Annotated in this window: 28 protein-coding genes; 13 read left to right on the forward strand and 15 right to left on the reverse strand. The window is 72.4% G+C overall.

What is annotated here, in order from left to right; translation table 11 throughout:
- Nucleotides 1-96: 96 nt before the first annotated feature.
- On the reverse strand, nucleotides 97-711 hold the full coding sequence (locus tag F4692_RS20335) for a DUF6518 family protein (protein ID WP_179621568.1): 615 nt from the start codon (nucleotides 709-711) through the stop codon (nucleotides 97-99).
- 92 nt (nucleotides 712-803) lie between these two features.
- Nucleotides 804-1,256 carry an MOSC domain-containing protein gene (locus tag F4692_RS20340; protein ID WP_179621569.1) on the reverse strand — a complete coding sequence of 151 codons (453 nt, stop codon included), beginning with the start codon at nucleotides 1,254-1,256 and terminating at the stop codon, nucleotides 804-806.
- A 116-nt stretch (nucleotides 1,257-1,372) separates the two neighbouring features.
- Between F4692_RS20340 and F4692_RS20345 the strand changes: the two genes are divergently transcribed.
- From F4692_RS20345 to F4692_RS20355, 3 genes are all read left to right on the forward strand, one after another.
- On the forward strand, nucleotides 1,373-2,335 hold the full coding sequence (locus F4692_RS20345) for a homocysteine S-methyltransferase family protein (RefSeq protein ID WP_179621570.1): 963 nt from the start codon (nucleotides 1,373-1,375) through the stop codon (nucleotides 2,333-2,335).
- Nucleotides 2,336-2,412: 77 nt separating this feature from the next.
- Nucleotides 2,413-3,834: an MFS transporter gene (locus tag F4692_RS20350; protein ID WP_308645404.1), complete on the forward strand. Its 1,422-nt coding sequence runs from the start codon at nucleotides 2,413-2,415 to the stop codon at nucleotides 3,832-3,834.
- A 119-nt stretch (nucleotides 3,835-3,953) separates the two neighbouring features.
- Entirely contained in the window at nucleotides 3,954-6,413 is a 2,460-nt protein-coding gene (locus F4692_RS20355; protein WP_308645405.1) for an immune inhibitor A domain-containing protein, read from the forward strand.
- Between the two features lie 77 nt (nucleotides 6,414-6,490).
- Here the strand turns inward: F4692_RS20355 and F4692_RS20360 are convergent, their stop codons facing one another.
- Together F4692_RS20360 and F4692_RS20365 are read right to left on the reverse strand one after the other, a co-directional pair.
- Nucleotides 6,491-6,916 (reverse strand): hypothetical protein, encoded by a 426-nt coding sequence (locus tag F4692_RS20360; protein ID WP_179621572.1) that lies wholly within the window; start codon nucleotides 6,914-6,916, stop codon nucleotides 6,491-6,493.
- Between the two features lie 36 nt (nucleotides 6,917-6,952).
- Complete coding sequence (locus F4692_RS20365; protein ID WP_179621573.1) at nucleotides 6,953-8,053, reverse strand: alpha/beta hydrolase family protein; 1,101 nt, start codon at nucleotides 8,051-8,053, stop codon at nucleotides 6,953-6,955.
- A gap of 120 nt (nucleotides 8,054-8,173) precedes the next feature.
- On the opposite strand from F4692_RS20365, the gene F4692_RS20370 reads away from it, so the two are divergent.
- Both F4692_RS20370 and F4692_RS20375 read left to right on the forward strand, forming a co-directional pair.
- Nucleotides 8,174-9,040 carry a sigma-70 family RNA polymerase sigma factor gene (locus F4692_RS20370; protein WP_179621574.1) on the forward strand — a complete coding sequence of 289 codons (867 nt, stop codon included), beginning with the start codon at nucleotides 8,174-8,176 and terminating at the stop codon, nucleotides 9,038-9,040.
- 68 nt (nucleotides 9,041-9,108) lie between these two features.
- Entirely contained in the window at nucleotides 9,109-9,345 is a 237-nt protein-coding gene (locus F4692_RS20375) for a DUF1059 domain-containing protein (RefSeq protein WP_179621575.1), read from the forward strand.
- Nucleotides 9,346-9,452: 107 nt separating this feature from the next.
- Here the strand turns inward: F4692_RS20375 and F4692_RS20380 are convergent, their stop codons facing one another.
- Both F4692_RS20380 and F4692_RS20385 read right to left on the reverse strand, forming a co-directional pair.
- Nucleotides 9,453-9,767: a hypothetical protein gene (locus F4692_RS20380; RefSeq protein ID WP_179621576.1), complete on the reverse strand. Its 315-nt coding sequence runs from the start codon at nucleotides 9,765-9,767 to the stop codon at nucleotides 9,453-9,455.
- Nucleotides 9,768-9,787: 20 nt separating this feature from the next.
- On the reverse strand, nucleotides 9,788-10,888 hold the full coding sequence (locus tag F4692_RS20385; protein ID WP_179621577.1) for a beta propeller repeat protein: 1,101 nt from the start codon (nucleotides 10,886-10,888) through the stop codon (nucleotides 9,788-9,790).
- A gap of 115 nt (nucleotides 10,889-11,003) precedes the next feature.
- Between F4692_RS20385 and F4692_RS20390 the strand changes: the two genes are divergently transcribed.
- Both F4692_RS20390 and F4692_RS20395 read left to right on the forward strand, forming a co-directional pair.
- A complete protein-coding gene (locus F4692_RS20390; protein ID WP_179621578.1) occupies nucleotides 11,004-11,627 on the forward strand; it encodes a mycothiol transferase in 624 nt (207 codons plus the stop codon).
- Nucleotides 11,628-11,634: 7 nt separating this feature from the next.
- Nucleotides 11,635-11,865 (forward strand): hypothetical protein, encoded by a 231-nt coding sequence (locus F4692_RS20395; RefSeq protein WP_179621579.1) that lies wholly within the window; start codon nucleotides 11,635-11,637, stop codon nucleotides 11,863-11,865.
- Between the two features lie 31 nt (nucleotides 11,866-11,896).
- Here the strand turns inward: F4692_RS20395 and F4692_RS20400 are convergent, their stop codons facing one another.
- The gene (locus F4692_RS20400; RefSeq protein ID WP_179621580.1) at nucleotides 11,897-12,112 is read right to left on the reverse strand and encodes a hypothetical protein; all 216 of its coding nucleotides are present in this window, start codon (nucleotides 12,110-12,112) and stop codon (nucleotides 11,897-11,899) included.
- 104 nt (nucleotides 12,113-12,216) lie between these two features.
- Here F4692_RS20400 and F4692_RS20405 point away from each other — a divergent pair, with 104 nt between their 5' ends.
- Nucleotides 12,217-12,594, forward strand: a complete 378-nt coding sequence (locus F4692_RS20405; RefSeq protein WP_179621581.1) for a DUF1304 domain-containing protein — start codon at nucleotides 12,217-12,219, stop codon at nucleotides 12,592-12,594.
- 7 nt (nucleotides 12,595-12,601) lie between these two features.
- On the opposite strand, the gene F4692_RS20410 is transcribed toward F4692_RS20405, so the two are convergent.
- From F4692_RS20410 to F4692_RS20430, 5 genes are all read right to left on the reverse strand, one after another.
- Complete coding sequence (locus F4692_RS20410; protein ID WP_179621582.1) at nucleotides 12,602-14,263, reverse strand: NAD(P)/FAD-dependent oxidoreductase; 1,662 nt, start codon at nucleotides 14,261-14,263, stop codon at nucleotides 12,602-12,604.
- 89 nt (nucleotides 14,264-14,352) lie between these two features.
- Entirely contained in the window at nucleotides 14,353-16,191 is a 1,839-nt protein-coding gene (locus F4692_RS20415; RefSeq protein ID WP_179621583.1) for a Na+/H+ antiporter, read from the reverse strand.
- A gap of 42 nt (nucleotides 16,192-16,233) precedes the next feature.
- Nucleotides 16,234-16,797, reverse strand: a complete 564-nt coding sequence (locus F4692_RS20420) for a dihydrofolate reductase family protein (RefSeq protein ID WP_179621584.1) — start codon at nucleotides 16,795-16,797, stop codon at nucleotides 16,234-16,236.
- Nucleotides 16,798-16,829: 32 nt separating this feature from the next.
- Complete coding sequence (locus tag F4692_RS20425; RefSeq protein ID WP_179621585.1) at nucleotides 16,830-17,330, reverse strand: SRPBCC family protein; 501 nt, start codon at nucleotides 17,328-17,330, stop codon at nucleotides 16,830-16,832.
- Between the two features lie 4 nt (nucleotides 17,331-17,334).
- Nucleotides 17,335-17,691, reverse strand: a complete 357-nt coding sequence (locus tag F4692_RS20430) for an ArsR/SmtB family transcription factor (protein WP_179621586.1) — start codon at nucleotides 17,689-17,691, stop codon at nucleotides 17,335-17,337.
- 148 nt (nucleotides 17,692-17,839) lie between these two features.
- Here F4692_RS20430 and F4692_RS20435 point away from each other — a divergent pair, with 148 nt between their 5' ends.
- Nucleotides 17,840-18,826: a serine/threonine-protein kinase gene (locus F4692_RS20435; RefSeq protein ID WP_179621587.1), complete on the forward strand. Its 987-nt coding sequence runs from the start codon at nucleotides 17,840-17,842 to the stop codon at nucleotides 18,824-18,826.
- 308 nt (nucleotides 18,827-19,134) lie between these two features.
- Here F4692_RS20435 and F4692_RS20440 read toward each other — a convergent pair whose 3' ends face one another.
- Entirely contained in the window at nucleotides 19,135-19,818 is a 684-nt protein-coding gene (locus tag F4692_RS20440; protein ID WP_179621588.1) for an alpha/beta fold hydrolase, read from the reverse strand.
- A 91-nt stretch (nucleotides 19,819-19,909) separates the two neighbouring features.
- Here F4692_RS20440 and F4692_RS20445 point away from each other — a divergent pair, with 91 nt between their 5' ends.
- On the forward strand, nucleotides 19,910-20,866 hold the full coding sequence (locus F4692_RS20445) for a helix-turn-helix transcriptional regulator (protein WP_179621589.1): 957 nt from the start codon (nucleotides 19,910-19,912) through the stop codon (nucleotides 20,864-20,866).
- On the opposite strand, the gene F4692_RS20450 is transcribed toward F4692_RS20445, so the two are convergent.
- The gene (locus F4692_RS20450; RefSeq protein WP_179621590.1) at nucleotides 20,856-21,488 is read right to left on the reverse strand and encodes a hypothetical protein; all 633 of its coding nucleotides are present in this window, start codon (nucleotides 21,486-21,488) and stop codon (nucleotides 20,856-20,858) included. The two genes, F4692_RS20445 and F4692_RS20450, sit on opposite strands and share 11 nt — an antisense overlap.
- Nucleotides 21,489-21,516: 28 nt before the next feature.
- Here F4692_RS20450 and F4692_RS20455 point away from each other — a divergent pair, with 28 nt between their 5' ends.
- Nucleotides 21,517-21,711 carry a hypothetical protein gene (locus tag F4692_RS20455; protein WP_179621591.1) on the forward strand — a complete coding sequence of 65 codons (195 nt, stop codon included), beginning with the start codon at nucleotides 21,517-21,519 and terminating at the stop codon, nucleotides 21,709-21,711.
- A gap of 3 nt (nucleotides 21,712-21,714) precedes the next feature.
- Here the strand turns inward: F4692_RS20455 and F4692_RS20460 are convergent, their stop codons facing one another.
- A complete protein-coding gene (locus F4692_RS20460) occupies nucleotides 21,715-22,329 on the reverse strand; it encodes a LysE/ArgO family amino acid transporter (RefSeq protein ID WP_179621592.1) in 615 nt (204 codons plus the stop codon).
- Between the two features lie 95 nt (nucleotides 22,330-22,424).
- Between F4692_RS20460 and F4692_RS20465 the strand changes: the two genes are divergently transcribed.
- Nucleotides 22,425-23,201 (forward strand): ABC transporter ATP-binding protein, encoded by a 777-nt coding sequence (locus F4692_RS20465; protein ID WP_179621593.1) that lies wholly within the window; start codon nucleotides 22,425-22,427, stop codon nucleotides 23,199-23,201.
- A gap of 3 nt (nucleotides 23,202-23,204) precedes the next feature.
- On the forward strand, nucleotides 23,205-25,769 hold the full coding sequence (locus tag F4692_RS20470) for an ABC transporter permease (protein ID WP_179621594.1): 2,565 nt from the start codon (nucleotides 23,205-23,207) through the stop codon (nucleotides 25,767-25,769).
- The last annotated feature ends 49 nt before the right edge of the window (nucleotides 25,770-25,818 follow it).

Here is a 25,818-nt window from a genome sequence, read left to right on the forward strand (position 1 = left end):
CTCCAGTAGGTGGGTTGGTGTGGTAACCCCCTCCGTACTGGAGGTCCTCGCTACTCGTCTACAACTTCTCGTTCACAACCTCTGAGGGAACTACAACTAGGCAGCGACGCCGTTGAGCACCGCGTAGCCCGCTCTCAGCACACCGGTCGCGAGCGCGGTGCACCCCACCAGCGCCGCGACGACCGGCCACGCACGCAGGCGGGTCGCGACGACCACGACGAGCGCGACGCCGGCGAGCAGGCAGAGCGACCAGTACACCGGGCTGGTCGTCGCGGCCACCACGGTCAGCCCGTAGATGCCGTCCGCGAGGAGCACGCCGGCCAGGGCTCCGGCGCCGAGCGCCGCGCGGACCGGGCGGCGTCCCACGACCGCCGCGGACGCCGCCCCGACGAAGGGGCCAGCGACCACGCCCACCGCACCCCACAGCAGCGGGCTGTAGGTCAGGCCCCGCAGCTCGGACGCAGCCGTGTAGCCGAGCACGAGGCTGACGAAGGACAGCGCACCCAGCACGGCACCGCCGCCCGGCGACGGGCGGGCCGCTGCCACCAGCATCGCGGTGAGCAGTGTCCACCCCGAGGGCGAGTTGGCGAAGGAGGCAAGGGCGTCCGGCAGCCACCCCTGCGCGAGCGACGTCAGGCCACCCAGCAGGAGGCTGGCGACGACGACCGCGAGGGCGACGAGGAGGGCGGTGGCGGGCGTACGGCGGTGCATGTCCCCATCCTGCGGCGCGCGGGCGCCACCTCCGAGCGTTCGGCGGCGGATCGGCACCGTGGTGCCGGAGATCGGTACCGGAGGACGAGGGGTCAGGCGTCCGGCACGGGTTCGCGGGTCGCCGCGTCACCCACGCTGATCGTGCCCGACGTCAGCAGCCGGAAGACGGTGCCGCCACGCGGCGACCTCAGCGCCTGCATCGCGCCCGGCCCCAGCCAGTCGTCGAGCAGCCGGCAGGGCGCGGCGATCCGGACCACCTCCAGCTCGACGTCACCGATGCGCAGCCGCTCGCCGGGCCGGGTCGGCAGGGGGCCGCGGTCGAGGGTGATGTTGCGCCGGGTCAGTCCCGGGTCGACCGGGCGGCCCAGCACCGCGGCGGCAGCGTCGAGGTCGTCGAGCGCCTGCACGGTGACGTGCCGGTGCCGGGCTCCGTGGTAGCGGTCGCCGACGAGCCCGACGCCGGCCTCCGCCTCCACCGAGCCGACCGACTTCGTCGGCAACCGACGTCCCGGAGCGACGTGGATGGCGACGACGGCGGGGCACACGTCGACGAGCGTACGGTCGCGCCGTCGCGGAGGAGTTCCCGGCGGTCTAGTCGGCCCGCGCGGCGCCGTCGTCCCGGTGCTAGAACGGACGGATCGGTGCGACCGCGGGAGGCGCGATGACGAGGTGGCAGCTGCCAGGCACGGCGAACGGCTGGGTCACCGACGGGGGCCTCGAGACCGACCTGATCTTCCACCGGGGTCTCGACCTGCCGGACTTCGCCTCGTTCCCCCTCGTCGAGGACGACACCGGCCGCGCGGTCCTCGAGGACTACTACCGCGCGTACGTCGCCGTGGCCGCGCGGGCGGGAGCGGGGCTGCTGCTCGAGACGCCCACGTGGCGGGCGAACACCGACTGGGGAGCACGTCTGGGCTACGACGCGGACGGCCTGCGGCGCGTCAACCGGGCTGCGGTCGAGCACCTGCGCGCACTGGCCGACGAGGTCGCGGACGACGTCGAGGGGACCCTCGTGGTCGGCTCCGTCGGCCCGCGCGGCGACGGCTACCTGGCCGGCGACCTGGACGCCGACCACTACGCCGACTACCACCGGCCCCAGCTCGTCTCCTTCACCGAGGCGGGCGCCGACCTCGCGACCGCCTACACCCTCACCACGGTCGCCGAGGCCGTGGGCGTCGTGCGCGCGGCGCAGGACGTCGGCATCCCGGTGGCGATCTCCTTCACCGTCGAGACCGACGGGAGGCTCCCGGACGGCACGCCGTTGGGCGAGGCCGTCCACCGGCTCGACACGGCGACGGAAGCCGGTGCCACCCACCTGCTGGTCAACTGCGCGCACCCCGACCACGTACGCCCGGCGCTGGGCGAGGACCCCGGGCCGCCCGGCGCGTGGACGGACCGGGTCGCCGGCCTGCGGGTGAACTCCTCACGGCTCAGCCACGCCGAGCTCGACGAGGCGGAGGTGCTCGACGAGGGCGACCTGCCGGACCTCGTGCGACGCACCCGCGACCTGGCGGAGGCCCTTCCCGAGGTGCGGATCGTCGGCGGCTGCTGCGGGACCGACTCGCGGCACGTCGCGGCCATGTGGGACGGCTGGACGCCCGTCGGGCCGCGGCGCACGGCGTAGGTCGCCGACGGACCGCACGCACCCCGACCGGCGAAATCAGCGAGCGCGCTGTCGGTGCCCGCGCCTAGGGTTCCGGTGTGGCCACGGACGAGCTCGACCCGGTCCCCGCGGACCCGACGGCGCCGCAGGTGGAGGCCCATCTGCCGCCCGGCGTGACCCGCGGTCCGGAGACGTTGCGCGCCTTCCACCAGGTGCTCGGCAACACGCTGGTCGCCAACGTGACGTCGGGCTACCTCTGGTTCGCCCTGACCTTCTGGGCCTACCTCGAGACCCGGTCGGTGATGGCCACCGCCATCATCGGCGGCGGCTTCATGCTGTTCACCGCCGCGTTCGGCACCTTCTTCGGCACCCTGGTCGACCGCCACCGCAAGAAGCAGGTGATGGTCCTGTCGTCGACCATCACCCTGGTCACCTACGCCGCCTCGGGCGGGCTCTGGCTCCTGCTCGGCGAGGGGCGGCTGGCCGACTGGGGCAGCCCGTGGTTCTGGCTGTTCGCGGGCGTGATCCTCGTCGGCGGGGTCGTCGAGAGCCTGCGCAACATCGCACTCTCCACGACGGTGACGCTGCTCGTCCCGGAGGACGGCCGCGACAAGGCCAACGGCCTCGTCGGCACCGTGCAGGGCATCTCCTTCATGATCACGAGCGTCTTCAGCGGTCTCAGCGTCGGCCTCCTCGGCATGGGCTGGACCCTCGCGGTCGCGATCGCCCTCACCGGCGTCTCGCTGCTGCACCTGCTGCCGATCACGGTCCCCGAGGTCGACCCCGACCCCGAGGAGGGCGGCCCGCGGTTCGACGTGCGCGGCGCCGTGTCCGCCATCACCGCGGTCCCCGGCCTCGTCGCGCTGATCCTCTTCACGACCTTCAACAACCTGGTCTCCGGCGTCTACATCGCGCTGATGGACCCCTACGGCCTCGAGCTCTTCAGCGTGGAGGCGTGGGGACTCGTCCTGGGCGTCACCGGACTCGGCTTCGTCGTCGGCGGTGGGCTGGTGGCCAGGCTCGGCCTCGGCGCCAACCCGGTCCGTACGCTGCTCGTGGTCAACCTCGGGATCGCCCTCGTCGGCCTGACGTTCACCATCCGCGAGTGGGCCTGGCTCTACGTCCTCGGCATCTTCGTGTTCATGGCGATCATGCCGGCGGCCGAGGCGTCCGAGCAGACCGTCCTGCAGCGGGTCGTCCCGTTCCGCACGCAGGGACGCGTCTTCGGCTTCGCCCAGAGCGTCGAGCTCGCCGCGAGCCCCATCTCGGCGTTCCTCATCGGGCCGGTCGCCGAGTTCGCCCTCATCCCCTACATGGAGACCGCCGAGGGCCGCGACGCCTGGGGCTGGCTGGTCGGCGACGGCGACGCCCGCGGCATCGCCCTGGTCTTCATGCTCGCCGGGGCGATCATGTTCGCGACGGTGCTGCTCGCCCTCGCGTCCGCGCCCTACCGCCGCCTGTCGCAGGCGTACGCCGACGCCCCGCCGCAGCAGCTCGAGGCGACCGACACCTCGACCTGAGACACACATTCCCCCACCGGGGTACTTCCCATCGGACGCCGGCCATGCCTAGTGTCCGGAGGGTAGGGAGTCGTCGTGGCCGTCTGGCCAGCCTTCCTGCATCTCGGAAAGGAAGACTCGTGAGATCCACGAAACTCGGGCTGACCCTTGCCCTCATCGCAGGTGGCGGGGCCATGACCCTGGCGCCCACCATCCCCGCATCCGCAGCACCCGCACAGCAGCGCAACGCCGACGAGGCGCACTCCGCCACCAGTGAGCACGTCCTGCCGAACCCCAAGGCGGAGAAGCAGGAGGCGCTGCGCCAGGCGGCGTGGGCCGACGTCCTCAGCGGCGAGGCGACGCCTCAGACGATCAACGGCAACAGCGTGCTCAAGGTCGGCCAGGAGCCGGCCGCCAAGCGCCGCGCCAACGCCCGCGGTGCCACCGCCCTCACCGCGACCCAGGACCAGTACGTCGAGCTCGGCAACGAGCGTACGGACAAGGTCTTCGTGTTCCTGGTCGACTTCGGCACCCAGCGCCACCCCAACTACCCCGACCGCGACACCGACCCGGCCACGCCGGGCCCGGTGACCTACGACGGCCCGGGGTTCAACGAGATCCCCCAGCCGGGTCCGAACGACAACTCCACGCAGTGGCGCGCCAACTTCAACAAGCGCTACTACAAGGACCTCTACTTCGGTGACGGCGAGCTCGCAGACTCCCTGAAGAGCTACTACGAGCGGCAGTCCTCGGGCCGCTACAGCGTCGAGGGCATGGTCACCGACGTCACGACCGTCCCCTACAACCAGGCCCGCTACGGCCGGAGCAACGGCTACCCGTGCGCCGGCAACGTCTGCAACAACACCTGGAACCTCGTCGCCGACGGCATGACCCAGTGGGTCAAGGATCAGAAGGCCGCCGGCAAGACCGACGCCCAGATCAAGCGGATCGTCTCCCAGTACGACATCCGTGACCGCTACGACTTCGACGGCGACGGCAACTTCGACGAGCCCGACGGCTACATCGACCGCTTCCAGATCATCCACTCCGGCGGCGACCAGGCCGACGGCGACCCGATCTACGGCGAGGACGCGATCTGGAGCCACCGCTGGAAGGCGTTCCAGGGCACCGGCCAGGGCCCGACGGTGGGCGGCACGCCCAACGCCGACGGCGGCACCCAGATCGGCAACACCGGCATCTGGGTCGCCGACTACACCGTGCAGCCCGAGAACGGCGGCATCTCCGTGGTGGCCCACGAGTACGGCCACGACCTCGGCCTGCCCGACCACTACGACACCGCCGCCTCCGGCGACAACCCGGTCAGCTGGTGGACGCTGATGGCGCAGAGCCGTGTCTCCGCCGCCGGCGACCAGGGCATCGGCACCCGCGCCGCCGACCTCGGTGTGTGGGACAAGCTCCAGCTCGGCTGGCTCGACTACGAGACCGTCGTCGCGGGTCAGGACCGCACCATCGACCTCGGCCCCCACGAGTACAACTCCGAGAAGGCGCAGGGCGTCGCGGTGGTCCTCCCGGACAAGCAGGTCCCCACGACGCTGCCGACCCCGCCCGAGGGCACCAAGCAGTGGTGGTCCGGTTCAGGTGACGACTACCAGGCCTCGATGTCGCGCACCCTGGCAGTGCCGGCTGGCACGACGACGCTGTCGATGAAGGCCGCGTGGAACATCGAGGAGGACTACGACTACGGCTACTTCGAGGTCGAGGTCCCGGCCGGCAGCGGCACGTGGACGCAGCTGCCCACCGCGACGATCGACCCCGACACCGACGGTGACACCAACCCGGCCAACGACCCGGCCAAGGAGGTCGGCATCGACGGGGTCAGCGGCTACGTCCCGGTGACCTACGACCTGTCGGCGTACGCCGGCCAGACCATCGGCTTCCGCGCAAGCTACGTCACCGACGGCGCTGCGCAGGGCCAGGACCCGTCGCTGAGCTGGTCGGGCCTCATGGTCGACGACATCAAGGTCACCAACGGCACGACGACCGTCCTCGCCGACGGTGCGGAGACCTCGCCCAACGGCTGGACCCTCGACGGGTTCCGCTCGGTGGGGGCCAGCTTCACCACGGCCTACGACCAGTTCTACCTGGCGAGCAACCGCACCTACACGTCGTACGACAAGTACCTCCAGACCGGTCCCTACAACTTCAGCTTCCCGGACCGGCCGGACTTCGTGGAGAAGTTCCCCTACCAGGACGGCCTCCTGGTCAACTACTGGGACTCCTCCTACAGCGACAACAACACCAGCCAGCACCCCGGTGGCGGTCTGGTGCTGCCGGTCGACGCCAACCCGCAGGCGCACTACAACCTGCAGGGCCAGGCGTGGCGCGGTCGGATCCAGACCTACGACGCACCGTTCGGCCTGCAGAAGTCCGACTCGTTCTACCTGACGGCCGGTGGCCGGAAGAGCCTGGTCCGGGGTCGGGCGGCCAACCCGCTGTTCGACGACAGTGACCCGAACCGCTACTTCCAGCCCTTCGTCGACGCGGGGCTGCCCCGGGTCGGGGTCAAGGTCGCCGGTGCCGGCGTGCAGATCCAGGTGCTGTCGCAGAACGGCACGAGCATGCAGGTCCGCATCAACTGACCTGACCGCTCCGCACCACCGCACGAGGGCGGGGTCGGGGGCCACCGGGCCCCCGGCCCCGCTCGTGCGTCCGGTCCTCAGCCGCCGGGCTGGTCGAGCGGCGACACGCTCGTCGCCCGTACGAGCGGGCCGCCGCAGCCGGTCGCGGCGAGGTCCGGAGCACCGGTGACCGCGACCCGCTCGCCGGCGGGGAGGTCCTTCGCGTCGGCACCGGCGATCGTCCAGGTGATGTCGTTGTCGTCGCGGACCACGACGCAGTCGCCGGTCCGCTCCACGACCCCGACCACCCGGACCTTCTGCAGGCCCTCGCTCGGCGGCGTCGTCTGGCCCTGCGTCTGGGTGGGCGTCTGGGTGGGCGTCTGGGCGGGCGTCTGGGCGGGCGTCTGGGACGCGCGCGTCCCGGGGGTCGGCTCGTCGGGGTCGCGGTCGCCGCACCCGGCGCCGAGGAGCAGGACGGAGCAGGCGAAGGCGGTGCGCAGGGCGTTCCCGAGGTGGCGGTGCATGTACGTAGGACGTCGAGGGGGCCCGTACGGCTCCCGTCAGGCCGGCATCCGGGCGTCGAGGAAGCGGACCGTGCGGTCCATCGCGGCGACGAACGCCGGCCCGAAGGCATGCCCGTCGTCGTACCACTCGAGCGTGGCGTCGACCCCTGCGCGGGTCATCGCGCGCTGGGTCGCCCGGGCCCAGGGCGGCGGGCAGGTGTCGTCGTACCTGCCGTGCACCATCAGCACCGGTTCGGTGATGTCCTCGAAGAGGGGTCGGGGGGAGACGCCCTTCCAGAACCCGGGGTCCTCGCCGGGCAGTCCGTGCCTCCCGCGGAAGCCCGCCCTCAGCTGCGCGACCGGGGCGTCCGGGCGCTGGAAGTGGTCGAAGTTCTGCCCCTCCAGGCTGGACACCGACGCCCACCCGACGCCGGCCGCGAAGAGCCCGGGCTCGGCCGCGAGCGCCTTCATCATCACGCCGCCGCCCATCGAGCGCCCGAACAGCGCGATCCGGTCCGGGTCGACCCGGACGTCGCGGGACGTCCGCAGTGCGTGGAGCGCGGCGACGGCGTCCGCCGCGTACCCGAGCCGGACGGCCGTCTCCACCCGCGGGTCGTCGCTCGACTCGGCGTGGTTGCGGTAGTCGACGTGCAGCGCGACGTAGCCGCGCTGGGCGAGGAACCCGCGCTCGCGGGTCATGCCCTGCCCGCGGACGTAGTAGGCGGGGTCGATGTAGCCGTGTGCGAGCACCACCGCGGGGAAGGGGCCGCGCCCGGACGGCACGTTGAGCACGCCGCTGATCCGCAGCGGCTCGGAGCCTTCGCCCATGGTGGTCGAGGCGAAGGTGACGTCGTACGACGTGTAGGCGTCCGTGCGCTCGCGGACCGCGCCGAGGCGCAGGTCGCCGCCGGTGAGGTCGGCCTCGGCGAGGGCGGCGACGGAGATCGGGTGCGGAGGCTCGGGGTCCTCGGTGGGCTCCTCGGTGGGCTCCTCGGCCGGTGCCGACTCCGTCGGGGTCTCCGCGGGCGCCGACGACTCCGCGGACTCCGGGGGCCCGGACGGCTCGGCCTCGGGCTGGGAGGAGCACCCCACCAGCAGCACGAGGGCCGCCGTCGCGGTCGAGATCGGGCCGGCGGCGCGGAGCCGGAGCGCGTCCATGCGTCCAGTGTGCGCCCCCGCGCCAACGTGACCGCCCGACGTGCTGTCACACATCCGCCCGCCCGTTCGTCAGGGGATCGGACGAGTGATTGCGATGATGCGACCGGGAGGACGGACACCATGGACCAGACGGAGATCTTCGAGGCGGAGCGGCCCCGGCTCGTCGGCATCGCGAGCCGGGTGCTGGGCGACCACTCCGAGGCCGAGGACGTGGTGCAGCAGGCGTGGCTCCGGCTCGACCGGGCGGTGTCGCGTGACGGGACGGCCATCGACAACCTGCCGGCCTGGCTGACCACGGTGACCACCCGGCTCTGCCTGGACCGGCTACGCGCGCGTACGCCCGTGCCGGTGGACGACGCGGACCTCGACGGCGTCGGCGACGCCTGGGCCGAGCCGGCGACCGACCCGGCCGACGACGTCGCGCTGGCCGACACGGTCGGCGTGGCGCTGCAGGCGGTGATCGACCGGCTGTCGCCGCGCGAGCGGGTGGCGTTCGTGCTGCACGACAGCTTCGGCTTCGAGTTCGGCACGATCGCCGCCGTCCTCGACACCACGCCTGCCGCCGCCCGCAAGCTCGCGTCGCGCGCCCGCTCCAAGGTCGCGCAACCCGCCTCGGAGGACGCGCTGGCCGACTGGGAGGTCGTGGACGCGTTCATGGCCGCCGCCCGCGGGGGCGACTTCGAGCGGCTCCTCCAGCTGCTCGCCCCCGACGCCGTGGTCGGTGCCGACGAGGCCGCGGTCCTGGCCGGCACGCCCTCGTCGATCGAGGGCCGCGACGAGGTGGCCACGTTCTTCAACGGCAGCGCGCAGGCGGCGATGGCGGTCTTCGTCGGCGAGCGTCCCGCGTCGGCCTGGTTCCACCGCGGAGCGGCCGCGGTCGTCTTCGACTTCACCATCGACGACGGCCGGGTCGCCGGCATCACCTTCCGCGCCGAGCCGGACGTGCTCGCGCAGGTCGTGCGCCGCGAGGGCGACCGGGTCCGCTGACCCGGTCACACGTGGCGCCCGCCGTTCGTCGACACAGCAGGACCCACCCCGCCACCAGAGGAGACCCGATGAAGACCATGACCTGCCGCCAGCTCGGCGGCCCGTGCGACCTCGCCCACCGCGGCGAGACCCACGACGACGTGATCAACGCCCAGGACCAGCACCTCAAGCAGGCCGAGAAGGAGGGCGACGAGGCGCACCTGCCGGCCCGCAAGGAGATGAAGGGACGCTGGCGTCACCCCAAGAAGTCACTCGGCTGGTACCGCCAGATGCAGGCGGACTTCGCCGCGCTTCCCGAGGACTGACCCGCTTCCGTTGCTGCTGCTCCACCATGGGATGTCGTCGGATCTGCACCTCCCTCGGTCAATTGACCCGGGGAAGTGCAGGCTCATCGACATCCCATGGTGGAGCGTCACGGGCGGCGGCGGTCCGCCAGCAGCCATGCGGCACCGGCGGCCGCGGCGGTGACCCCGAGGACGGACGGCCAGGTACCGACCTTCTTGGCGAGCGGGTGCGAGACGCCCATCGCGGTCCAGTACGCCGCGGTCAGCCCGGCGGCCAGCGGCGCGCCACCCACGGCGTACCACTGCCGCGCGACGACCGCGTTGGCGCCGAGCATGGCGGCACCTCCGAGGGGGCGTACGCCCGTCTGCTGGGCCAGTGCGAAGCCGCCGACGAGTCCGGCGGCGAGGAGCGGAGCGGTGGGGACGCGGGTCAGGTCGGGCACGTCCCGAGACTAGCGCTGGCTCAGTTGTGGCCGACCCGGCCCTCGCTGCCGGCGGCCCAGCAGACCGACCCGTAGCAGTCGACGACGTGGTAGCCGCGCGTGCTCACGCGCCTCCACGTCCGGCCGCCGTCGGCGGTGATGCTCGAGCCGGCGGACCCGTCGTAGTCGCCGGTCGCGAGGGCGTACCGCGTCCCGCGGAGGAAGGCGACGTCCTCCCCGACGTGCCTGAGGTCGCCGCCGAGCGTCCACGTACGCCCGTCGCGGGTGTACGCGGTGGTGTCCTCGGTGTCGTCGGCGTCGCCGAAGTCGCCGCCGACGGCGATGCCCACCCGCGGCGAGGCGAAGGCACCGGCGAAGCCACCGGCAGCCTCGCCGGCCGGGATGCCCGACGTGACGGCGGTCCAGGTGAGCCCGCGGTCGTCGGAGCGCAGCACGCGCGACTTCTTGCCACCGGTGATGAGGAACGCGGCCTTGCCGGCGGTGACGAGGCAGTCACCGCTCGCGGCGAAGCCGAACTCGTCCTTGCTGCGTGGCATCCCCTTGCTGGGCAGGACGTCCCAGGCGCGGCCGCGGTCGTCGGTGGCGAGGATGCGCAGCTTGCCGTCGACGGGGTCGCTGACGGCGAGGCCGTGCTTGCCCTTGCCGTAGAACGCCATGCAGTCGTAGAAGGCCTTCTCGTCGGTGTTGCGGAACGTCTCATCCCACGACGCGCCGCCGTCGGTCGAGCGGTAGATCCGGGAGGACTCGCCCGGTCCGATGGCGAGCACGTGGACGGCCTTGCCGTGCACCTCGACGTCGCGGAACGACAGCCCGTCGGTGGCGGCCGGGCTGACGTCGACCCAGGTCCTGCCGCGGTCGGTCGTGTGGAACACGCGGGCCGACCCGTTGTCGGTCAGGCTCTCGCCGGTGACCCACGCCTCCCGACGGCTGACGGCCGCGAGGCCGCGGAAGTTCTGGTCCGCGTCGAGGACCTCCTCGGACCATCCGTCGCGGAAGGGGTTCGGCGCGGCGGCGTCCGGCTGCGCGGCCGTGCTCGCGAGGGGCGCGAGGGCCAGCGCGGGCAGGGTGAGGACGGCGGACGCGAGGGCGGTCAGGGCTGAGGGGACTCCGAGTCGTCGCATCCGGTCACCCTCCTCCGCGGGTGCGGTCGTGTCCAGACCCCTGCGGGGGCAGTCGGCGGAGGCTCGTGTGGCGTGCGGAAGCGGATCGTCCGCAACCGGGTCTAGCGTCGCTCGCATGAGCACCGAGGAGAGCGCCGACGAGAACACCGAGCAGTCCGGGCAGCCCGACGACGGCTGGGTCCCGCCGCCGTGGGAACCGCCGATCGACGGCACCGAGGCGGGGCACCTCACCGGGGCGCTGGGCCGGATGCGCGCCACCCTGCGCTGGAAGGCCGACGGCCTCGACGACGAGGGCCTGCGGCAACGGCTGCCGTCGTCGTCGCTGTCGCTGGGCGGGCTGCTGCGCCACCTGGCGCTGGCGGAGGACTACTACCTGACCACCAAGCTGCGCGGCGAGGAGCTGGTCGAGCCCTGGCGCTCCCTCGGCCACGACGACACCGACGAGTGGGAGTTCGAGGCCGACCACCTCACGGCCGCGCAGACGTACGCGATCTTCGACGAGGCGGTCGTCCGCAACACCGCGCGCATCGAGGCCGCCCTGGCCGAGGGCGGGCTGGACCTCGTGGCCCACGTCGACGACGGCAACGGCAACCACCCGCGCCTGCGACGGCTGCTCGTCGACCTGCTCGAGGAGTACGCCCGCCACACGGGTCACGCCGACCTGCTGCGCGAGGCGGTGGACGGCCGGGTGGGCGAGGACCCGCCGGAGGACTGGGTGCCGGCATGGCTTGCGCCATGATGGGGGTGTGCCGGCACCCGAGGGCTTCGACTACGACGTGCGGGGTGGCGAGGTGGTCATCTCGCACCACGGCCGCCGCGCGACCGTGCTGCGCGGCACGGCGGCCGCGCGCTTCCTCGACGACGTGGGCGACGGCGACTCGTCGTCCGACCAGGAGCTGATGGCGCGCGCCACCGGCAACTACCGCCGCGGCAACGAGCGGACCGCGAAGGACCACCCGCGCAACAAGGGGCGCTGACGCGCGTACGCCCGTGGCTGCCGGCTGGCCGCTACTGGCTCGGCTCGGGGGTGTCGATGTCCACGTCCGGGCAGTCGGACTTGGGGTTCAGGCCGGTGTAGTTCAGCGGGCCGGCGACGATGTTGAGCGCGATGTCGCTGGCCTCGGAGCAGTTTGTCTCGGCGTCGTCGAAGTAGCCGCGCTGGTAGGCGGCGAACGCTCCGATGACGAGCCAGATGACGAGCAGGATGCCGATCAGTCGTCCCATGGGGCCTCCTCGATCCAGGCGGCGGGGTAGCCGCTCGGGCCACTGTGGCCGCGTCCGCGCCGGCGTACCACCCACTCAGGGGTAGGCGGGCCTACGCTCAGGGCATGACGATCGTCGCTGTGGTCCTCGCGCTGCTGGCCGCCCTGCTCCACGTCTACATCTGGGTCCTCGAGTCGTTCCGCTGGACCGAGCCTGCGACGCGTGCGACCTTCCGCACCTCGGAGGCGGACGCGCTGGCGACGCGCGAGATGGCGTACAACCAGGGTTTCTACAACCTGTTCCTCGCCGTCATCACCCTCGTCGGCCTGGCGCTGCTGGGGGCCGACCACGAGGTGGGCACGGCCCTCGCCCTCGCCGGCACGGGATCGATGCTGGCCGCCGCGCTGGTCCTCGTCACCCGCGACCGCACGATGGTGCGCGCCGCCGCGACGCAGGGCACCTTCCCGCTGCTCGCGGTGGTGTTCCTCCTGCTGCAGCTCTGAGGTCGGCCTACCGGCCGAGGAAGGCGTGGACCGAGGAAACCACCGACGCGCCCTCCCCGGTCGCCGACGCGACCCGCTTCATCGAGCCGGCCCGGACGTCGCCGCCGCAGAAGATCCCCGGCACCGTCGTCGCGAGGTCCTCCGGCGGCACGTCCTCCAGCCACCGCTCGCGCGGGATGTCGCGGCCGGTGAGCACGAAGCCGCGCTTGTCGCGCAGCACCTCGTCGGGCAGCCATCCGCACTCGGGGGCGGCACCCAGCAGCAGGAACAGGCCGCGGGCGTCGATGCGCTCCTGGTCGCCGGTCCCGACGTCCTCGAGCGTCAGCCAGGCGAGCTGGTTGACGTCGTCCGGGCCGCCGTCGACGACCCGCGTCGACCCGCGCACCGTGATCCGCGGGTTCCACCGGATCTCGTCGATGAGGTAGGACGACATGGTCGCGGAGAGGTCCGGACGGCGCACCACGATGGTGACCTCCTTGGCGAAGCGGGCGGCGTGGATCGCCGCCTGCCCCGCGGAGTTGCCACCGCCCACGACGACCACGTGGTCGCCGGCGAGCTCGCGCGCCGCGGCCATCGCCGCGCCGTAGTAGACCCCGCGACCCACCAGCTCCTCGAGCGACTCCACGCCCAGCCGGCGGTAGTTCACGCCGCTCGAGACCAGCACGGAGCGCGTGTGCACGTCGCCGCCCTCGGTGTGCACGATGTGGTGCCCGCCGTCCTCGCACGGGGAGATGCCAGTCGCCGGCCAGCCGGTGAAGAAGCGGGTGCCGAAGCGCAGCGCCTGTCCGCGGGCGCGCTGCGCGAGCCGCATCCCGGAGATGCCGCGGGGGAAGCCCAGGTAGTTGCGGATCATCGAGCTCGTGCCGGCCTGGCCCCCGATGGCCTCGGCCTCCAGGCAGACCGTGGAGAGGCCCTCGCTCGAGGCGTACACGCTTGCGGCGAGGCCGGCGGGCCCGGCGCCGACGACGACCAGGTCGACGACCTCGTCGACGTCGATCTCGTCGGGGCGGCCGTAGAGCTGGTTGGCCAGGGCGCGCACGCTCGGGCAGTGGCCGCACCAGCCGGCGAGCGAGCTGACGATGGGCCAGCGGCCCTCGTCCTCGGGGCACTGCGCCAGCACCTCGCGGCCGACCTCGCTGTCGGGGTGGTGCACGCCCGCGGGCATGCCGACCCGGCCGAGGTAGTCGAGCAGCTCGCGCGTGAGCGCGTCCTTCTCCGGGGTGATGATCCGGACGTTCTCGACGACGGGGGCGGCGACCGTCGCGTTCCACTCGTTGAGCAGCTCCCCGACGGCTCCGTGGAACTCCTCGTCGCGCGGGCCCTGGGGCATGAGCAGCAGGGCGTCCACCTTGCCGGCCGCGACGGCGTGCCGGAACGCGGGGCTGTCGGTGCGGAAGCGGCTGATGTGGGACACGATCAGGCGGCGCGCGGTGGGCACGACCTTCCGGGTGCCGCTGATGAGGCCGTAGAGCTTCTCCTGGTCGTGGTCGCTGTCGATGACGAGCAGCGCGACCGGGTGGCCCTGGGTGATGAGGTCCTTGGCCGAGGACTTGGCGGTGTGCTCGTCGCTGACGAGGTGGACGTCGTACTCCCGCTCGTAGCGGGCGAAGGCCTCGGACAGCTCGGTGGGGTGGTTCGCGGAGGCGATGATGATGGCTGGTGCGCCCATTCCTCCAGCCTAGTTCTCGATGTCGGAGGACGTCACGGATGAACTCCGGCCCCCGGGACGTCCACCACGTCCTCTGATGTCCGGGGGAGTCAGCCGGTGAGGTTGTGCACGTAGCACCACCGCCACGACTCGTCCGGCTCCGCGGACTGCATGACCGGGTGGAGGGTGTCGTGGAAGTGCGCCGTGGCGTGCTTGCCGACCGAGGAGTCGCAGCACCCGACGTGCCCGCACGCGAGGCACTGCCGCAACGAGACCCACCGGGTGCCGTCGGCCAGGCAGGTCGCGCAGGCGGGGTCGGGGGCGGTCTCGACGGCGGGGTGCGTCTCGAGGTCGTCGCAGGTGCGCCCGGCGGTGAAGGCGAGGGGACTGTTGCGTACGCCCGAGCGCGCCGCGACGCCCGCGTCGAGCATCGACTCCTCGATGTCGAGCATGCCGAGCACCTGCGTGACGACCTCGGAGGGCACCTTGCCCTTGCTGCGCACGAGCAGCACCTTGGCCCGCTCGGCCTCGATCATCTCGCCGCGGATCCGGGCGTACAGCTCGGAGGGCGTCTCCTCGCCCACGGCGGTGGAGAGCTGCTCCCAGGCGGCGAAGGTGCGCTGGTCGATGCGCGCCTGGATCTGGTCGACGACGCCGTGGTGGTCGTCGTACTGCAGCTCCTCGAGCTTCGCCAGCCCGGCGTCGGCGGCCTGCTGCAGGAGCGCCGCCCGCGAGAGCGCGTCCTCGGCGGGGTCGGGCGCGGGCACCTTCAGCAGCCGGGTGAGCAGCGGGAGCGACAACCCCTGGAGGAGCAGGGTGCCCGCCACGACGGTGAAGGCGACCAGGAGCAGGACCTCGCGGTGGGGGGCGTCCTCGGGGATCACGAAGGCCGCGGCGAGGGTGACGACGCCGCGCATGCCGGCCCACCCGATGAGGAAGGTCCAGGCGGGCGGGATCGGGTTGCTCCGGCGCAGCATCCAGGTGACGTACATGTAGACCATCCGCACCACGACCACCGTGGCGAGGGTCGCGAGGCAGACGAGGGCGATGCGGGTGTTGGGCAGGGTCGACTCGTGGACGTCGGTGAGGATCCAGTCGAGCTGGAGCCCGATGAGCAGGAAGACCGTGTTCTCCAGGACGAACGCGACCGTGCGCCACGTGATCCGCTCGGTGATGCGCGACTGGGCGGTCTGGATGATCGGCGCCTTGTGGCCGAGCAGCAGGCCGGCGACGACGACGGAGATGACGCCCGACGCGTGGATCTCCTCGGCGGCGACGAACGCGGCGAACGGGGTGAGGAAGGAGATCGCGGTGTCCATCAGCGGGTCGGTGACCCGCTTGCGCAGCCGGGCGACGAGCAGGAAGAAGACGACGCCGATGAGCACGCCGCCCCCGGCCGCCACGACGAAGTCGAGGGCGACGTCGGCGATGGCGACCCCGCCGGACAGGGCGGCGATGGCGGTGCGGAGTGTCACGAGGGCGGTCGCGTCGTTGAGCAGCGACTCACCCTCGAGGATCGTCACGACGCGGCGGGGGAGCCCGATGCGTCGCGCGACCGCGGTCGCGGCGACGGCGTCCGGGGGAGCGACGACCGCGCCGATGGCGATCGCGGCGGCCCACCCGATGCCGGGTACGAGCCACTCGACGACCGCGGCCACGGCGAAGGTGGAGACCACGACGAGGAGGATCGAGAGCCGCAGGATCGTGCCGCGGTTGGCGTTGAAGTCCACGAGCGAGGTCTGGATCGCGGCGGCGTAGAGCAGCGGCGGGAGCAGCCCCAGGAGCACCACCTCGGACTCGAGGTGGATGACGGGCACGCCCGGCACGTACGACGCGATCGCGCCGACGACGATGAGGAGCAGCGGGGCCGGGACGCGGAGGCGTTCGCTGACGGCGGTCGCGCCCAGCACGACGGCCGCCATGGAGACGAGCAGCAGGGCGAGTTCCACCGGTCGAGTCTGGCAGAACGCGCCCCGCTGCGGAGCGGTCGATCAGCGAGCGACCTCGTAGACCTGGAGGGTGATCCCGTTGCCGTAGGCCGCGTGCTCGGTCAGGGTGAGCGTCGTCTTGTCGCCCTCACCGAAGAGCCGCTTGCCCGTGCCGAGCAGGAGCGGGAAGACCAGCAGGTGGTAGCGGTCGACCAGGCCCGCGCGGGCCAGGCCCTGCGCGAGCTCGGCGCTGCCGTGGACGTGGATCTCGCCGCCGTCGCTCTGCTTGAGCGCCGCGACGTCGTCGAGCGAGTGCAGCACGGTGACCTCGCCGTCGCCCCAGGGCGCGGTGTCGCCGGCCATCGTGGAGGACACGACGTAGCGGGGCATGGCGTTGTAGGTCGCGAACTCCTCCATCGACGGCCACACCGGGGCGAACTCGTCGTAGGACCTCCGGCCGAACATGAGCGCGGAGGCCTGCTCCATCTCCCGGCCCTTGATGTCGTAGGCGGCCTCCTCGAACTCGACGTCCTTGAAGGTCCAGCCGGCGTGGGGGTGCTCGCCGCCGCCGGGCGCCTCCATCACGCCGTCGAGGGACAGGAAGGTGGTGATGACGATGGGTCGCATGTCGGTGCTCGTTCCGTGGGTGGTGGAGGTGGTCAGGCGGCGGCGTCGGCCGCGAGGAGGGCGTCGATCTGGTTGATGGCGAGGGTCGAGCCCTCGACCGCTCCCATGTCGAGGACCTTCTGCAGGGACTCGGCGTCGGCGTAGGTGGCCGTGAAGGTCGCGCGGGTGCCGTCCTCGGTCGGGCTGAAGTCGTAGACCTGCCGGGACGCGGGCAGGTCGGGGTTGGCGGCGAAGCTCTCGTCGAGGGCGAAGCCGTCGGTGAAGGTGAAGCCGGTGGGCCGGTCGACGGTGGCGACGTCCCAGTAGGCGTAGAAGCGGTCGCCGTCCGGGCTGGTCATGTAGTAGTTCATCCGCCCGCCCGGTGCCAGGTCGTGGTCGACGAACGTGGCGGGGTAGCCGGGCGGCCCCCACACCCGCTCGAGCTGGCGCGGGTCGGCGTACACCTGCCACACCCGGTCGAGCGGGGCGGCGAAGTCGGCGGTGATGGTGAGGGTGAGGGCCTCGAGGTCGTGCTGGACGTCGGTGACGGGCATGGGATCAGTCCTTCTCGTGGGTGGGTGTGTCGGTGGCGAGGAGCTCGTCCATCCGCGCGATGCGTCCGCGCCAGAGGGCCTCGAGCTCGGTGAGCATCAGGCCCACCGAGCGCACGGCCTCGACGTCGCCGCTGGCGAGGGCCTCGCGGCCCTGCCGACGCTTGGTGAGCAGCCCCGCGCGCTCGAGCACGGCGACGTGCTTCTGGACGGCGGCGAAGCTCATGTCGTAGCGCTTGGCCAGCGCCGAGACCGAGTGCTCGCCGGCCAGCACGCGGCGCAGGATGTCGCGCCGCGTCCGGTCGGCCAGGGCGTGGAACCAGGCGTCCGCCCGGTCCTCGGCCTCGCTGCTCGGCTGCGTCATGACCACAATCTACAACCAGATGGTTGTAGGTTGTCCAGGGTGTCACCCGCAGGGATGTGGGATTGCTGTGGGGCCGCAGGCGCGGACGTACGATCGAGCGCTGGCGTGGTGTTCCGCGCCGGACCCGACAGAGGCAGGACACCGCGACATGCACAGGCTCGTGCAAGGACTCCGTCTCGGGGACCGCTACGTGCTGCAGGAGCGCATCGCCGCCGGTGGCATGGCCGACGTGTGGCGCGCGGTCGACGACGTGCTCCGGCGCGACGTCGCCGTGAAGGTGATGCGTGCCGACCCCGACAACGAGGAGGTCTTCGCCGAGCGCTTCCGCGACGAGGCCCTCCACTCCGCGTCGCTGCTGCACGCCAACATCACCACCGTCTTCGACTACGGCGAGGACGACCACCTCTCCTTCCTGGTGATGGAGCTCGTCCAGGGCCTCCCGCTGTCCGCCGTCATCCGCCAGCAGGGTGCGATGCAGCCCGAGGCGGTGCGCTCGATCCTGGGCCAGGCGGCGCTCGCGCTCGGGACCGCCCACGAGGCCGGCGTCGTGCACCGCGACGTCAAGCCGGCCAACATCCTCGTGCGCGAGGACGGGCTGGTGAAGCTCACCGACTTCGGCATCGCCCGCGCCATCGACGCCATCGGCCACACGCGGGTGGGCGAGATGCTCGGCACGCCCAACTACATCAGCCCGGAGCAGGCGGTGGGCCAGCAGGCGACCGGCGCCAGCGACCTCTACGCCCTGGGCGTGGTGGGCCACGAGATGCTCACCGGGAAGCGCCCCTTCGACCGCGGCACCCCGATCGCGACGGCGCTGTGCCACGTCAACGAGCCGCCCCCGCCGCTGGGCGACGACGTCGCCGACGACCTGCGCGAGGTGATCGGCGCGCTGCTCGAGAAGGACCCCGCCGACCGGCCCGACAACGCGCTGTCGGTCGCCGTCATGCTGGGCGTGGCGCCCGCTGAGCTCGCCGACCTCGACGTCGACCTCGCAGCCGGCGTCCCGAGCGGCTACCTCGTCCTGCCCGTGACCCCACTGACCCCGGCGACGCCGCTCCAGCCGGTGCGGCCCGCCGACCGTGCACCGGCAGACATCCCGACGATGGCGGCCGGGCCCGAGGAGCTCCTCGACTGAGGTCCGTCCGCCCGACGGACCGAACGGCCCCGCCGGCCGATCCCGTACGCCCGGCGCGCGTCGCACGCGTCGTTCGGTCCGTTCGTCGGTCGGGGGCGCTCCTGCCACTGGGACCTGTATGTGGCCGCTCGGACCACGGCATGTCACCACATGAGCGACCACATGCCCGCTCATGTGGCGATGTGGCCGCGCCTCGGCTCCGCGCTGCCGCACACCGGCGCGCCAGCGGTGCGTGAGCCACGTTCCGAGCACCGGAAATGTGGCTCACTCACCGCTCGGCCGGCCCCGACGATCCGCGGAACCGCACCTCAGCGCCGGGTCGCCTCGTCGATGATCGCGGCGAGCGCGGCCGGCTGGGTGTACATCGGCCAGTGACCGGAGTCGAGGTCGACGAGCTCGAGCCGGGTCGCGTCCGCGAGCTCGGGCACGTCGCCCGACGCGATCCACTCCCGGGCCTGGGCGGGGCTGAACTCGGGGCAGACCAGCGTGAGCGGCACGTCGTGACGGGCCTCGTCGGTCCAGTGCACGATCCCCCGGGTGACGCCGACGGGCACCGGGTGCGAACCGGCGGCCACGCTGGCCTTCAGCTCCGGGGACATGTCGTCGGAGTCCGGGCCCGCGAACGGCTCCCAGCCCGGGAACGGCACGCCGTCGCCCGTCGGCTCGAAGAAGTCGGCGTACGCCCCGCCCTCGGTGGTGGGGAAGCCCCCGATGAGCGCCACGCCCGTGATGCCGTCCGGGCGGCGGTCCGCCGCGACCCACGCGAGGGTGCACGCCGCGGAGTGGCCCACGACGTACGGCGCACCCTCGGCCGCGTCGACCGCGGCGACGACCGCGGCGGCCTGGTCGTCGTACGTCGCCGAGGTCGTGCCGTCCCCCTGCCCGGGCAGCGTGACCGGGATGCCCCGGTGCCCCAGCTGCTCGAGCGCGGGCAGCACGTCGTCCCAGGCGGAGCCGTCGAGCCAGAGGCCGGCGATGAGCACGATGTCCATGGAGTCTCCCTCGTCCTGCGGTGGTCGGTCCGGCCACGCTAGGACGGGTTCCGGACGCTCCACGTCCGGAACCGGTGACATCATCGGGGCCATGAGCGAGATCAGCCCGACCGCCCGCGCGCTGCGGGCGCTCGACGTCCTGCAGGGTCGCCCGGGGGTCACCGCCGCGGAGCTGGCCCAGCGGCTCGGGGTGACCGAGCGCGCGGCCCGCCGCTACGTCGCGATCCTGCGCGAGGCGGACATCCCGGTGGAGTCCACCCGGGGTCCCTACGGCGGCTACACCCTCGGCCGCGGCCTGCGACTGCCGCCGCTCGTCTTCTCGGCCACCGAAGCGCTCGGCCTGGTGATGGCCGCGCTCGACTCCCAGCACGCGGTCGCGGACCCGGAGGACCCGGTCGGCTCGGCGCTGGGCAAGATCCTGCGGGTGCTGCCGACCAACGTCGCGCGGCAGGCGGTCGCGATGCGCGAGACGGCCCGCGCGGTGCCCGAGCGCCAGTCGGTGAAGCCCGACCCCGGGGTCACCAGCGACCTCGTCGCGGCGGTCGCGGCGCAGCAGCAGGTGCGCGTCGCCTATCGCACGGCGGCGGGCAACGCGCGCACGTTCGAGGTCGACCCGTGGTCGGTGGTCGTGCGCTACGGCCGGTGGTACCTCCTGTGCCACTCCCACCACGCCGACGCGCTGCGCACCTTCCGCATCGACCGGATCACCGAGGTCGTCCGGCTCGACAGCAGCTTCGAGGTGCCGGCCGACCTCGACCCGGCACGCGAGCTCGAGGCCAACCTGGGCAAGGGCTGGGAGCACGAGACCCACGTCGTCTTCGACGCCCCGCGCGAGACGGTCCAGCCGTGGGTGCGCCCGACGCTCGGCGAGCTGCGCGAGCTCCCGGACGGACGCTGCGAGCTGGTCGGCACGACCAGCAACCCGACGTCGTACGCCGGTGAGTGGCTGGCCAACGTCGAGCTGCCCTACACCGTCGTCGGTGGTCCGGAGCTGCGGGCCGCGGTGCAGGTGGTCTCGGACCGCCTGGCCCGGTCGGTCAGCGGCTGACCGCGACCTCCTGGCCGAGGCTCCACCCCGACGAGATCGGCAGGTAGTCGCCGCTCCAGAACGTCCCCGGGTCGTACCAGGTGGCCCGGCGGTCGTCGCGCAGGATGCCCATCTCGATGTAGCAGGTCGCCACGATCTCGGCGCAGAACGCCGCCTCCGGGGTGACCCGCCGCCCCCGCTTGCGGCGTGGGACGTACGCGTCGCGCCCGCGCAGCCAGCGCGAGGCGAGCCTGGTCAGGCTGGGGAACGACACCCCGTCGAGGCGGGCGACCGCGCGGAGCATGCCGTCCTCCTCGTCGCGGCCGATCTCCGGCTCGAGCTGGCGGAGCCACGCGTCCTGCCCGTACTCGCCCTGCCAGCGCGCGACGGCCTCGCGCAGGTCGTGCAGCTGCACGCCGCGGTGGTGGGCGCCGCTCCACATGTCGACCTGCTTCTTGCCGAGCTCGGCGTGGAAGATCAGCGGGGGCAGGTCGTCGACGACGACCGCCATCCCGACGTGGTTGACCGGCGAGTTGGTGACGGCACGGATCGCGCGGTCCGGCGCGCGACGCCCGCGGAAGAGCCAGATGTCGCCGCTGCGGGTGAGGTCGACCGCCTGGTCGAGGGTCAGCGGCGAGGTCATGCGCCGAAGTCTGCCCTAGGCTCCCCCCATGCGCGTGTGGAAGATGCTCGGCCTCGCCGGCATCCTCGCCGGGGTGGCCACCGGCGCCGCCGTGGCGCGCGACGAGCGCGTACGCCGTCACTACGACGCGGGCGAGATCCGCGAGCGCCTGCACCGGCGCCACGCCGAGGCCGTCGACCGGGCCCCCCAGCAGGCCGAAGCGCAGGAGCGGTCCGCCGACTGAGGCTCACCCCCCGAGCGCGAGGCGTACGGCGACCGCCAGCATGACGAGGCCGATCAGCACGTCGAGGACCTGCCAGGCGCGGGGGCTGGCGAGGCGCGGGGCGGCCAGCCGGGCGCCGTACGCCAGACCGGCGAACCACGCGAGGCTGGCGACGCAGGCCCCGAGCGCGAACCACCAGCGACCCGGGTCCCCGTGAGTGCCGGCGATCGAGCCGAGCAGGAGCACGGTGTCGAGGTAGACGTGCGGGTTGAGCCAGGTGAGCGCGACTGCCCGGGCCACCACGCCCCGGCGGGACTCGATCACGTCCTCGCCGACCGCCAGCGCCTGCGGCCGCCGGGCGCGCAGGAGGGACGTGAGGCCGTACACCGTCAGGAACGCGACCCCGAGCCAGCGGATCACCTCGATCGCCCACGGCGCCCGGTCCACGACCACCCCGATGCCCGCGACGCCCGCGACGATGAGGACCACGTCGGACAGGGCGCAGATCGCGACGACGAGCCCGACGTGGCTGCGGCGCAGGCCCTGGCGCAGGACGAACGCGTTCTGCGCGCCGATCGCGACGATCAGGGACAGCCCGGTCAGCAGCCCGGCGCCGCCGTCGCCCCACGCGTCTCCCACGCGCACAACCTAGGGCCGCCCCTGACAGATGTCAGGGGCGTACCGGGGTCTTATCCCATGGCAGCCCTTGACAGGACGCTGACAGACTTGCCGCCATGACTGAGCAGCCCACGGGAGGGGCGCCGCAGGGCGTCGCAGCGAGCGCACACGACCTGGTGAAGACGTACGGGTCCGAAGAGGCGGAGGTGCGCGCCCTCGACGGCGTGACCGTCGACCTGATGAAGGGCGAGTTCACGGCCATCATGGGTCCCTCGGGGTCGGGGAAGTCCACGCTCATGCACTGCCTGGCCGCCCTCGACACCCCCACCGCCGGTGACGCGGTCGTCGACGGCACCGGGCTGGCCGGGCTCAAGGACAAGGCGCTGACCAGCCTGCGCCGCGAGAAGATCGGCTTCGTCTTCCAGGCCTTCAACCTGATCCCGACCCTGACCGCCCAGGAGAACATCCTGCTGCCGATGGACCTCGCGGGACGCAAGGTCGACCAGGAGTGGTTCGACGCGGTGATCGAGGCCGTCGGCCTGCGCCCGCGACTGGGCCACCGGCCCAACGAGATGTCGGGCGGCCAGCAGCAGCGCGTGGCCTGCGCCCGCGCGCTCGTGGCCAAGCCGTCCATCGTCTTCGCCGACGAGCCGACCGGCAACCTCGACTCGACGAGCTCCGCCGAGGTGCTCGGGTTCCTGCGCCGCTCGGTCGACGAGTTCGGCCAGACCATCGTGATGGTCACCCATGACCCGGTGGCCGCGTCCTGGACCGACCGCATCCTCTTCCTCGCCGACGGCAAGATCGTCGACGAGCTCCGCGACCCGGACCGCGACACGATCCTCGAGCGCATGGGCGCGCTCCAGGACGCCGCGGCTCGCAAGGCGGGCTGACCCGTGTTCCGCCTCACCTGGCGCAACCTCCTGGCCCGCAAGGTCCGGCTGGTGATGAGCGCCCTCGCCATCGTCCTGGGCATCGGCTTCCTCGCCGGCGTGCTCACCTTCAGCAGCGGCCTGTCCAAGACCTTCGACGGCATCATCCAGGGCTCGACGCCCGACGCGCAGGCTCGTCCCGCCGACACCGACTCGTTCTCCGCGACGGGCGCCGGCAGCACGCAGACGATCTCGCCGGCCGACGTCGAGAAGCTGGCCGCGCTGCCCGAGGTCGAGCAGGCGGACGGCTCGGTCGACGGCCTCGGGCTCTACCTGCTCGACACCGACGACAAGCTCGTCGGCACCGGTGGCGCCCCGACGCTGTCGTTCAACTACACCGACACGCCCAACATCGACGGCCAGGAGACCCTCACCCTGGAGGACGGCCGCTGGCCCGAGGCCGACGACGAGGTCGCGATCAACGCCTCCTCGGTGGAGGCCGGGGGCTACGAGCTCGGCGACGAGGTCACCGTGATCCCGCCGACCGTCGCGTCGGGCGGTCCCCTCAAGCAGACGCTCAAGCTCGTCGGCATCGCCGGCTTCAACGGCGGTGGTGGCACGGCCGGCAGCACGCTCGTGCTCTTCTCGACCCACGGCGCGCAGGCGATGTTCCTCGACGGTCAGGACGCCTTCACCTCCGTCAGCCTCACCGCGGCCGACGGCGTCTCGCAGCAGCAGCTCGTCGACGCCGCCGACACCGTGCTCCCCGACGGCTACGAGGGCGTGACGGGCGACGAGATCGTCGAGGAGTCGCAGACCGCGATCGGCGAGTTCCTCGGCTTCATCACGATCTTCCTCGGGGTCTTCGCGGCGATCGCGGTGATCGTCGGCGCCTTCATCATCTTCAACACCTTCACGATCCTCGTCGCCCAGCGGGTCCGCGAGCTCGCGCTGCTGCGCGCCCTCGGCGCCAGCCGTCAGCAGGTACGCCGCTCGGTGCTCGTCGAGGCCGTGCTCATGGCGCTCGTCGGCTCGACGCTCGGACTCCTCGTCGGGCTCGGCCTGGCCCGTGGCCTCGCGGCCCTGTTCAGCAGCTTCGGCCTGGAGATCAACTCCGCCGTGCTCAACCTGACGCCCCTGACGGTGCTGGCGGCGTACGGCGTCGGCATCGCGGTCACGGTCGCCGCGGCCTACCTCCCGGCCCGTCGCGCCTCGAAGGTCGCTCCCGTCGAGGCGATGCGCGAGGACGTGTCGATGACCGAGGGCAGCCTGCGCCGTCGCACGCTGATCGGCGCCGTGCTCCTCGTCATCGGCGCCGGCCTCGCGGTCGCCGGGGTCGTGGGCGCGCCCGGCAACGACGCCATCTGGATCGGTGCCGGCGCGGTCATCTGGGTCCTCACCGTCGCGGCCATCAGCGCCGTCCTCGGCCGTCCGGTCCTCACCGCCTGCCGCGCGCTGTTCAGCAAGGTGTTCGGCACCACGGGACGGCTCGCCGGGGACAACGCGATCCGCAACCCCCGCCGTACGGGCGTCACCGCGGCCGCGCTCATGATCGGACTCACCCTCGTCTCGGCCGTCGGGGTGCTCGCCGCGTCGATGAACGCGTCGATGGACAAGCTCGTCGACGAGCAGTTCGAGTCCGACTTCCTCGTGCAGTCGCCGGTCTTCGGCACCTTCCCGGTCGAGCTCGGCACCCAGATGTCGGAGGTCGACGGGGTCTCGGTGCTCTCGCGGCAGCAGGGCGTGGTCGCACGCGTCGACGACCAGGAGGACCCCACCTTCGTCATCGCGACCGACTCCGAGTTCAGCAAGGTCTACGACCTGACGATGGTCGAGGGCAGCGAGGAGCTCGCCGACACCGGCGAGGCGATCATCAGCGAGAACCAGGCCACCGACAAGGACCTCGACCTGGGCTCGACCGTCACCTTGCACTTCCCCGGCAACAAGACCGTGGACGTGGAGGTGACCGGCATCTTCGAGGACAGCGCGGTCGCCGGCGGGATCAACGTCGGCTTCGGCGTGCTCGAGCAGGCCGGGATCAAGCGGGTCGACAACTCGCTCAGCATCAACATCGCCGACGGCGCCGACGCGAGCCAGGTCAAGGCCGACCTCGACGACCTGGTGGCCGACCTGCCGATCGTGGCGGTGCAGGACAAGAAGGACTTCGCCGAGAGCCTCGCCGCGCAGATCAACCAGCTGCTCTACATGGTCTACGGCCTGCTCGCCCTGTCGATCGTCATCGCGGTGGTCGGCATCGTGAACACCCTCAGCCTGAGCGTGATCGAGCGGACCCGCGAGATCGGGCTGCTGCGGGCCGTCGGCCTCTCGCGGCGCCGGCTGCGGCGGATGGTGACTCTCGAGTCCGTCACGATCTCCGTGATGGGGGCCGTGCTCGGGCTCGTGCTCGGTGTGGTCATAGGGGTGCTGCTGCAGCAGTCGCTCAAGGAGGATCTCGAGGTGCTCCGGGTGCCGACGGTCAGCCTGCTGGTCTTCCTCGTGATCGCGGTCGTCTTCGGTGTCCTCGCCGCGATCATCCCGGCGATCCGCGCCTCGCGGATGAAGGTGCTCCAGGCGATCGCCACCGAGTGAGCGTGACCCGCCTCACGCACCGCGCCCCCGGGTGGAGACATCCGGGGGC

It is taken from the genome of Nocardioides cavernae (genome assembly GCF_013410035.1).
GTDB classification, from domain to species: Bacteria; Actinomycetota; Actinomycetes; order Propionibacteriales; family Nocardioidaceae; genus Nocardioides; species Nocardioides cavernae_A.

What these genes read in the sequence shown, in the direction of transcription:
- F4692_RS20400 (WP_179621580.1), bottom strand. Translation starts at nt 12,112, where the DNA reads ATGGGACGACTGATCGGCATCCTGCTCGTCATCTGGCTCGTCATCGGA.
- F4692_RS20445 (WP_179621589.1), top strand. Translation starts at nt 19,910, where the DNA reads ATGAGCGAGATCAGCCCGACCGCCCGCGCGCTGCGGGCGCTCGACGTC.
- F4692_RS20410 (WP_179621582.1), bottom strand. Translation starts at nt 14,263, where the DNA reads ATGGGCGCACCAGCCATCATCATCGCCTCCGCGAACCACCCCACCGAG.
- F4692_RS20465 (WP_179621593.1), top strand. Translation starts at nt 22,425, where the DNA reads ATGACTGAGCAGCCCACGGGAGGGGCGCCGCAGGGCGTCGCAGCGAGC.
- F4692_RS20375 (WP_179621575.1), top strand. Translation starts at nt 9,109, where the DNA reads ATGAAGACCATGACCTGCCGCCAGCTCGGCGGCCCGTGCGACCTCGCC.
- F4692_RS20420 (WP_179621584.1), bottom strand. Translation starts at nt 16,797, where the DNA reads ATGCGACCCATCGTCATCACCACCTTCCTGTCCCTCGACGGCGTGATG.
- F4692_RS20440 (WP_179621588.1), bottom strand. Translation starts at nt 19,818, where the DNA reads ATGGACATCGTGCTCATCGCCGGCCTCTGGCTCGACGGCTCCGCCTGG.
- F4692_RS20370 (WP_179621574.1), top strand. Translation starts at nt 8,174, where the DNA reads ATGGACCAGACGGAGATCTTCGAGGCGGAGCGGCCCCGGCTCGTCGGC.
- F4692_RS20335 (WP_179621568.1), bottom strand. Translation starts at nt 711, where the DNA reads ATGCACCGCCGTACGCCCGCCACCGCCCTCCTCGTCGCCCTCGCGGTC.
- F4692_RS20425 (WP_179621585.1), bottom strand. Translation starts at nt 17,330, where the DNA reads ATGCCCGTCACCGACGTCCAGCACGACCTCGAGGCCCTCACCCTCACC.
- F4692_RS20345 (WP_179621570.1), top strand. Translation starts at nt 1,373, where the DNA reads ATGACGAGGTGGCAGCTGCCAGGCACGGCGAACGGCTGGGTCACCGAC.
- F4692_RS20385 (WP_179621577.1), bottom strand. Translation starts at nt 10,888, where the DNA reads ATGCGACGACTCGGAGTCCCCTCAGCCCTGACCGCCCTCGCGTCCGCC.
- F4692_RS20390 (WP_179621578.1), top strand. Translation starts at nt 11,004, where the DNA reads ATGAGCACCGAGGAGAGCGCCGACGAGAACACCGAGCAGTCCGGGCAG.
- F4692_RS20435 (WP_179621587.1), top strand. Translation starts at nt 17,840, where the DNA reads ATGCACAGGCTCGTGCAAGGACTCCGTCTCGGGGACCGCTACGTGCTG.
- F4692_RS20450 (WP_179621590.1), bottom strand. Translation starts at nt 21,488, where the DNA reads ATGACCTCGCCGCTGACCCTCGACCAGGCGGTCGACCTCACCCGCAGC.
- F4692_RS20365 (WP_179621573.1), bottom strand. Translation starts at nt 8,053, where the DNA reads ATGGACGCGCTCCGGCTCCGCGCCGCCGGCCCGATCTCGACCGCGACG.
- F4692_RS20360 (WP_179621572.1), bottom strand. Translation starts at nt 6,916, where the DNA reads ATGCACCGCCACCTCGGGAACGCCCTGCGCACCGCCTTCGCCTGCTCC.
- F4692_RS20430 (WP_179621586.1), bottom strand. Translation starts at nt 17,691, where the DNA reads ATGACGCAGCCGAGCAGCGAGGCCGAGGACCGGGCGGACGCCTGGTTC.
- F4692_RS20455 (WP_179621591.1), top strand. Translation starts at nt 21,517, where the DNA reads ATGCGCGTGTGGAAGATGCTCGGCCTCGCCGGCATCCTCGCCGGGGTG.
- F4692_RS20405 (WP_179621581.1), top strand. Translation starts at nt 12,217, where the DNA reads ATGACGATCGTCGCTGTGGTCCTCGCGCTGCTGGCCGCCCTGCTCCAC.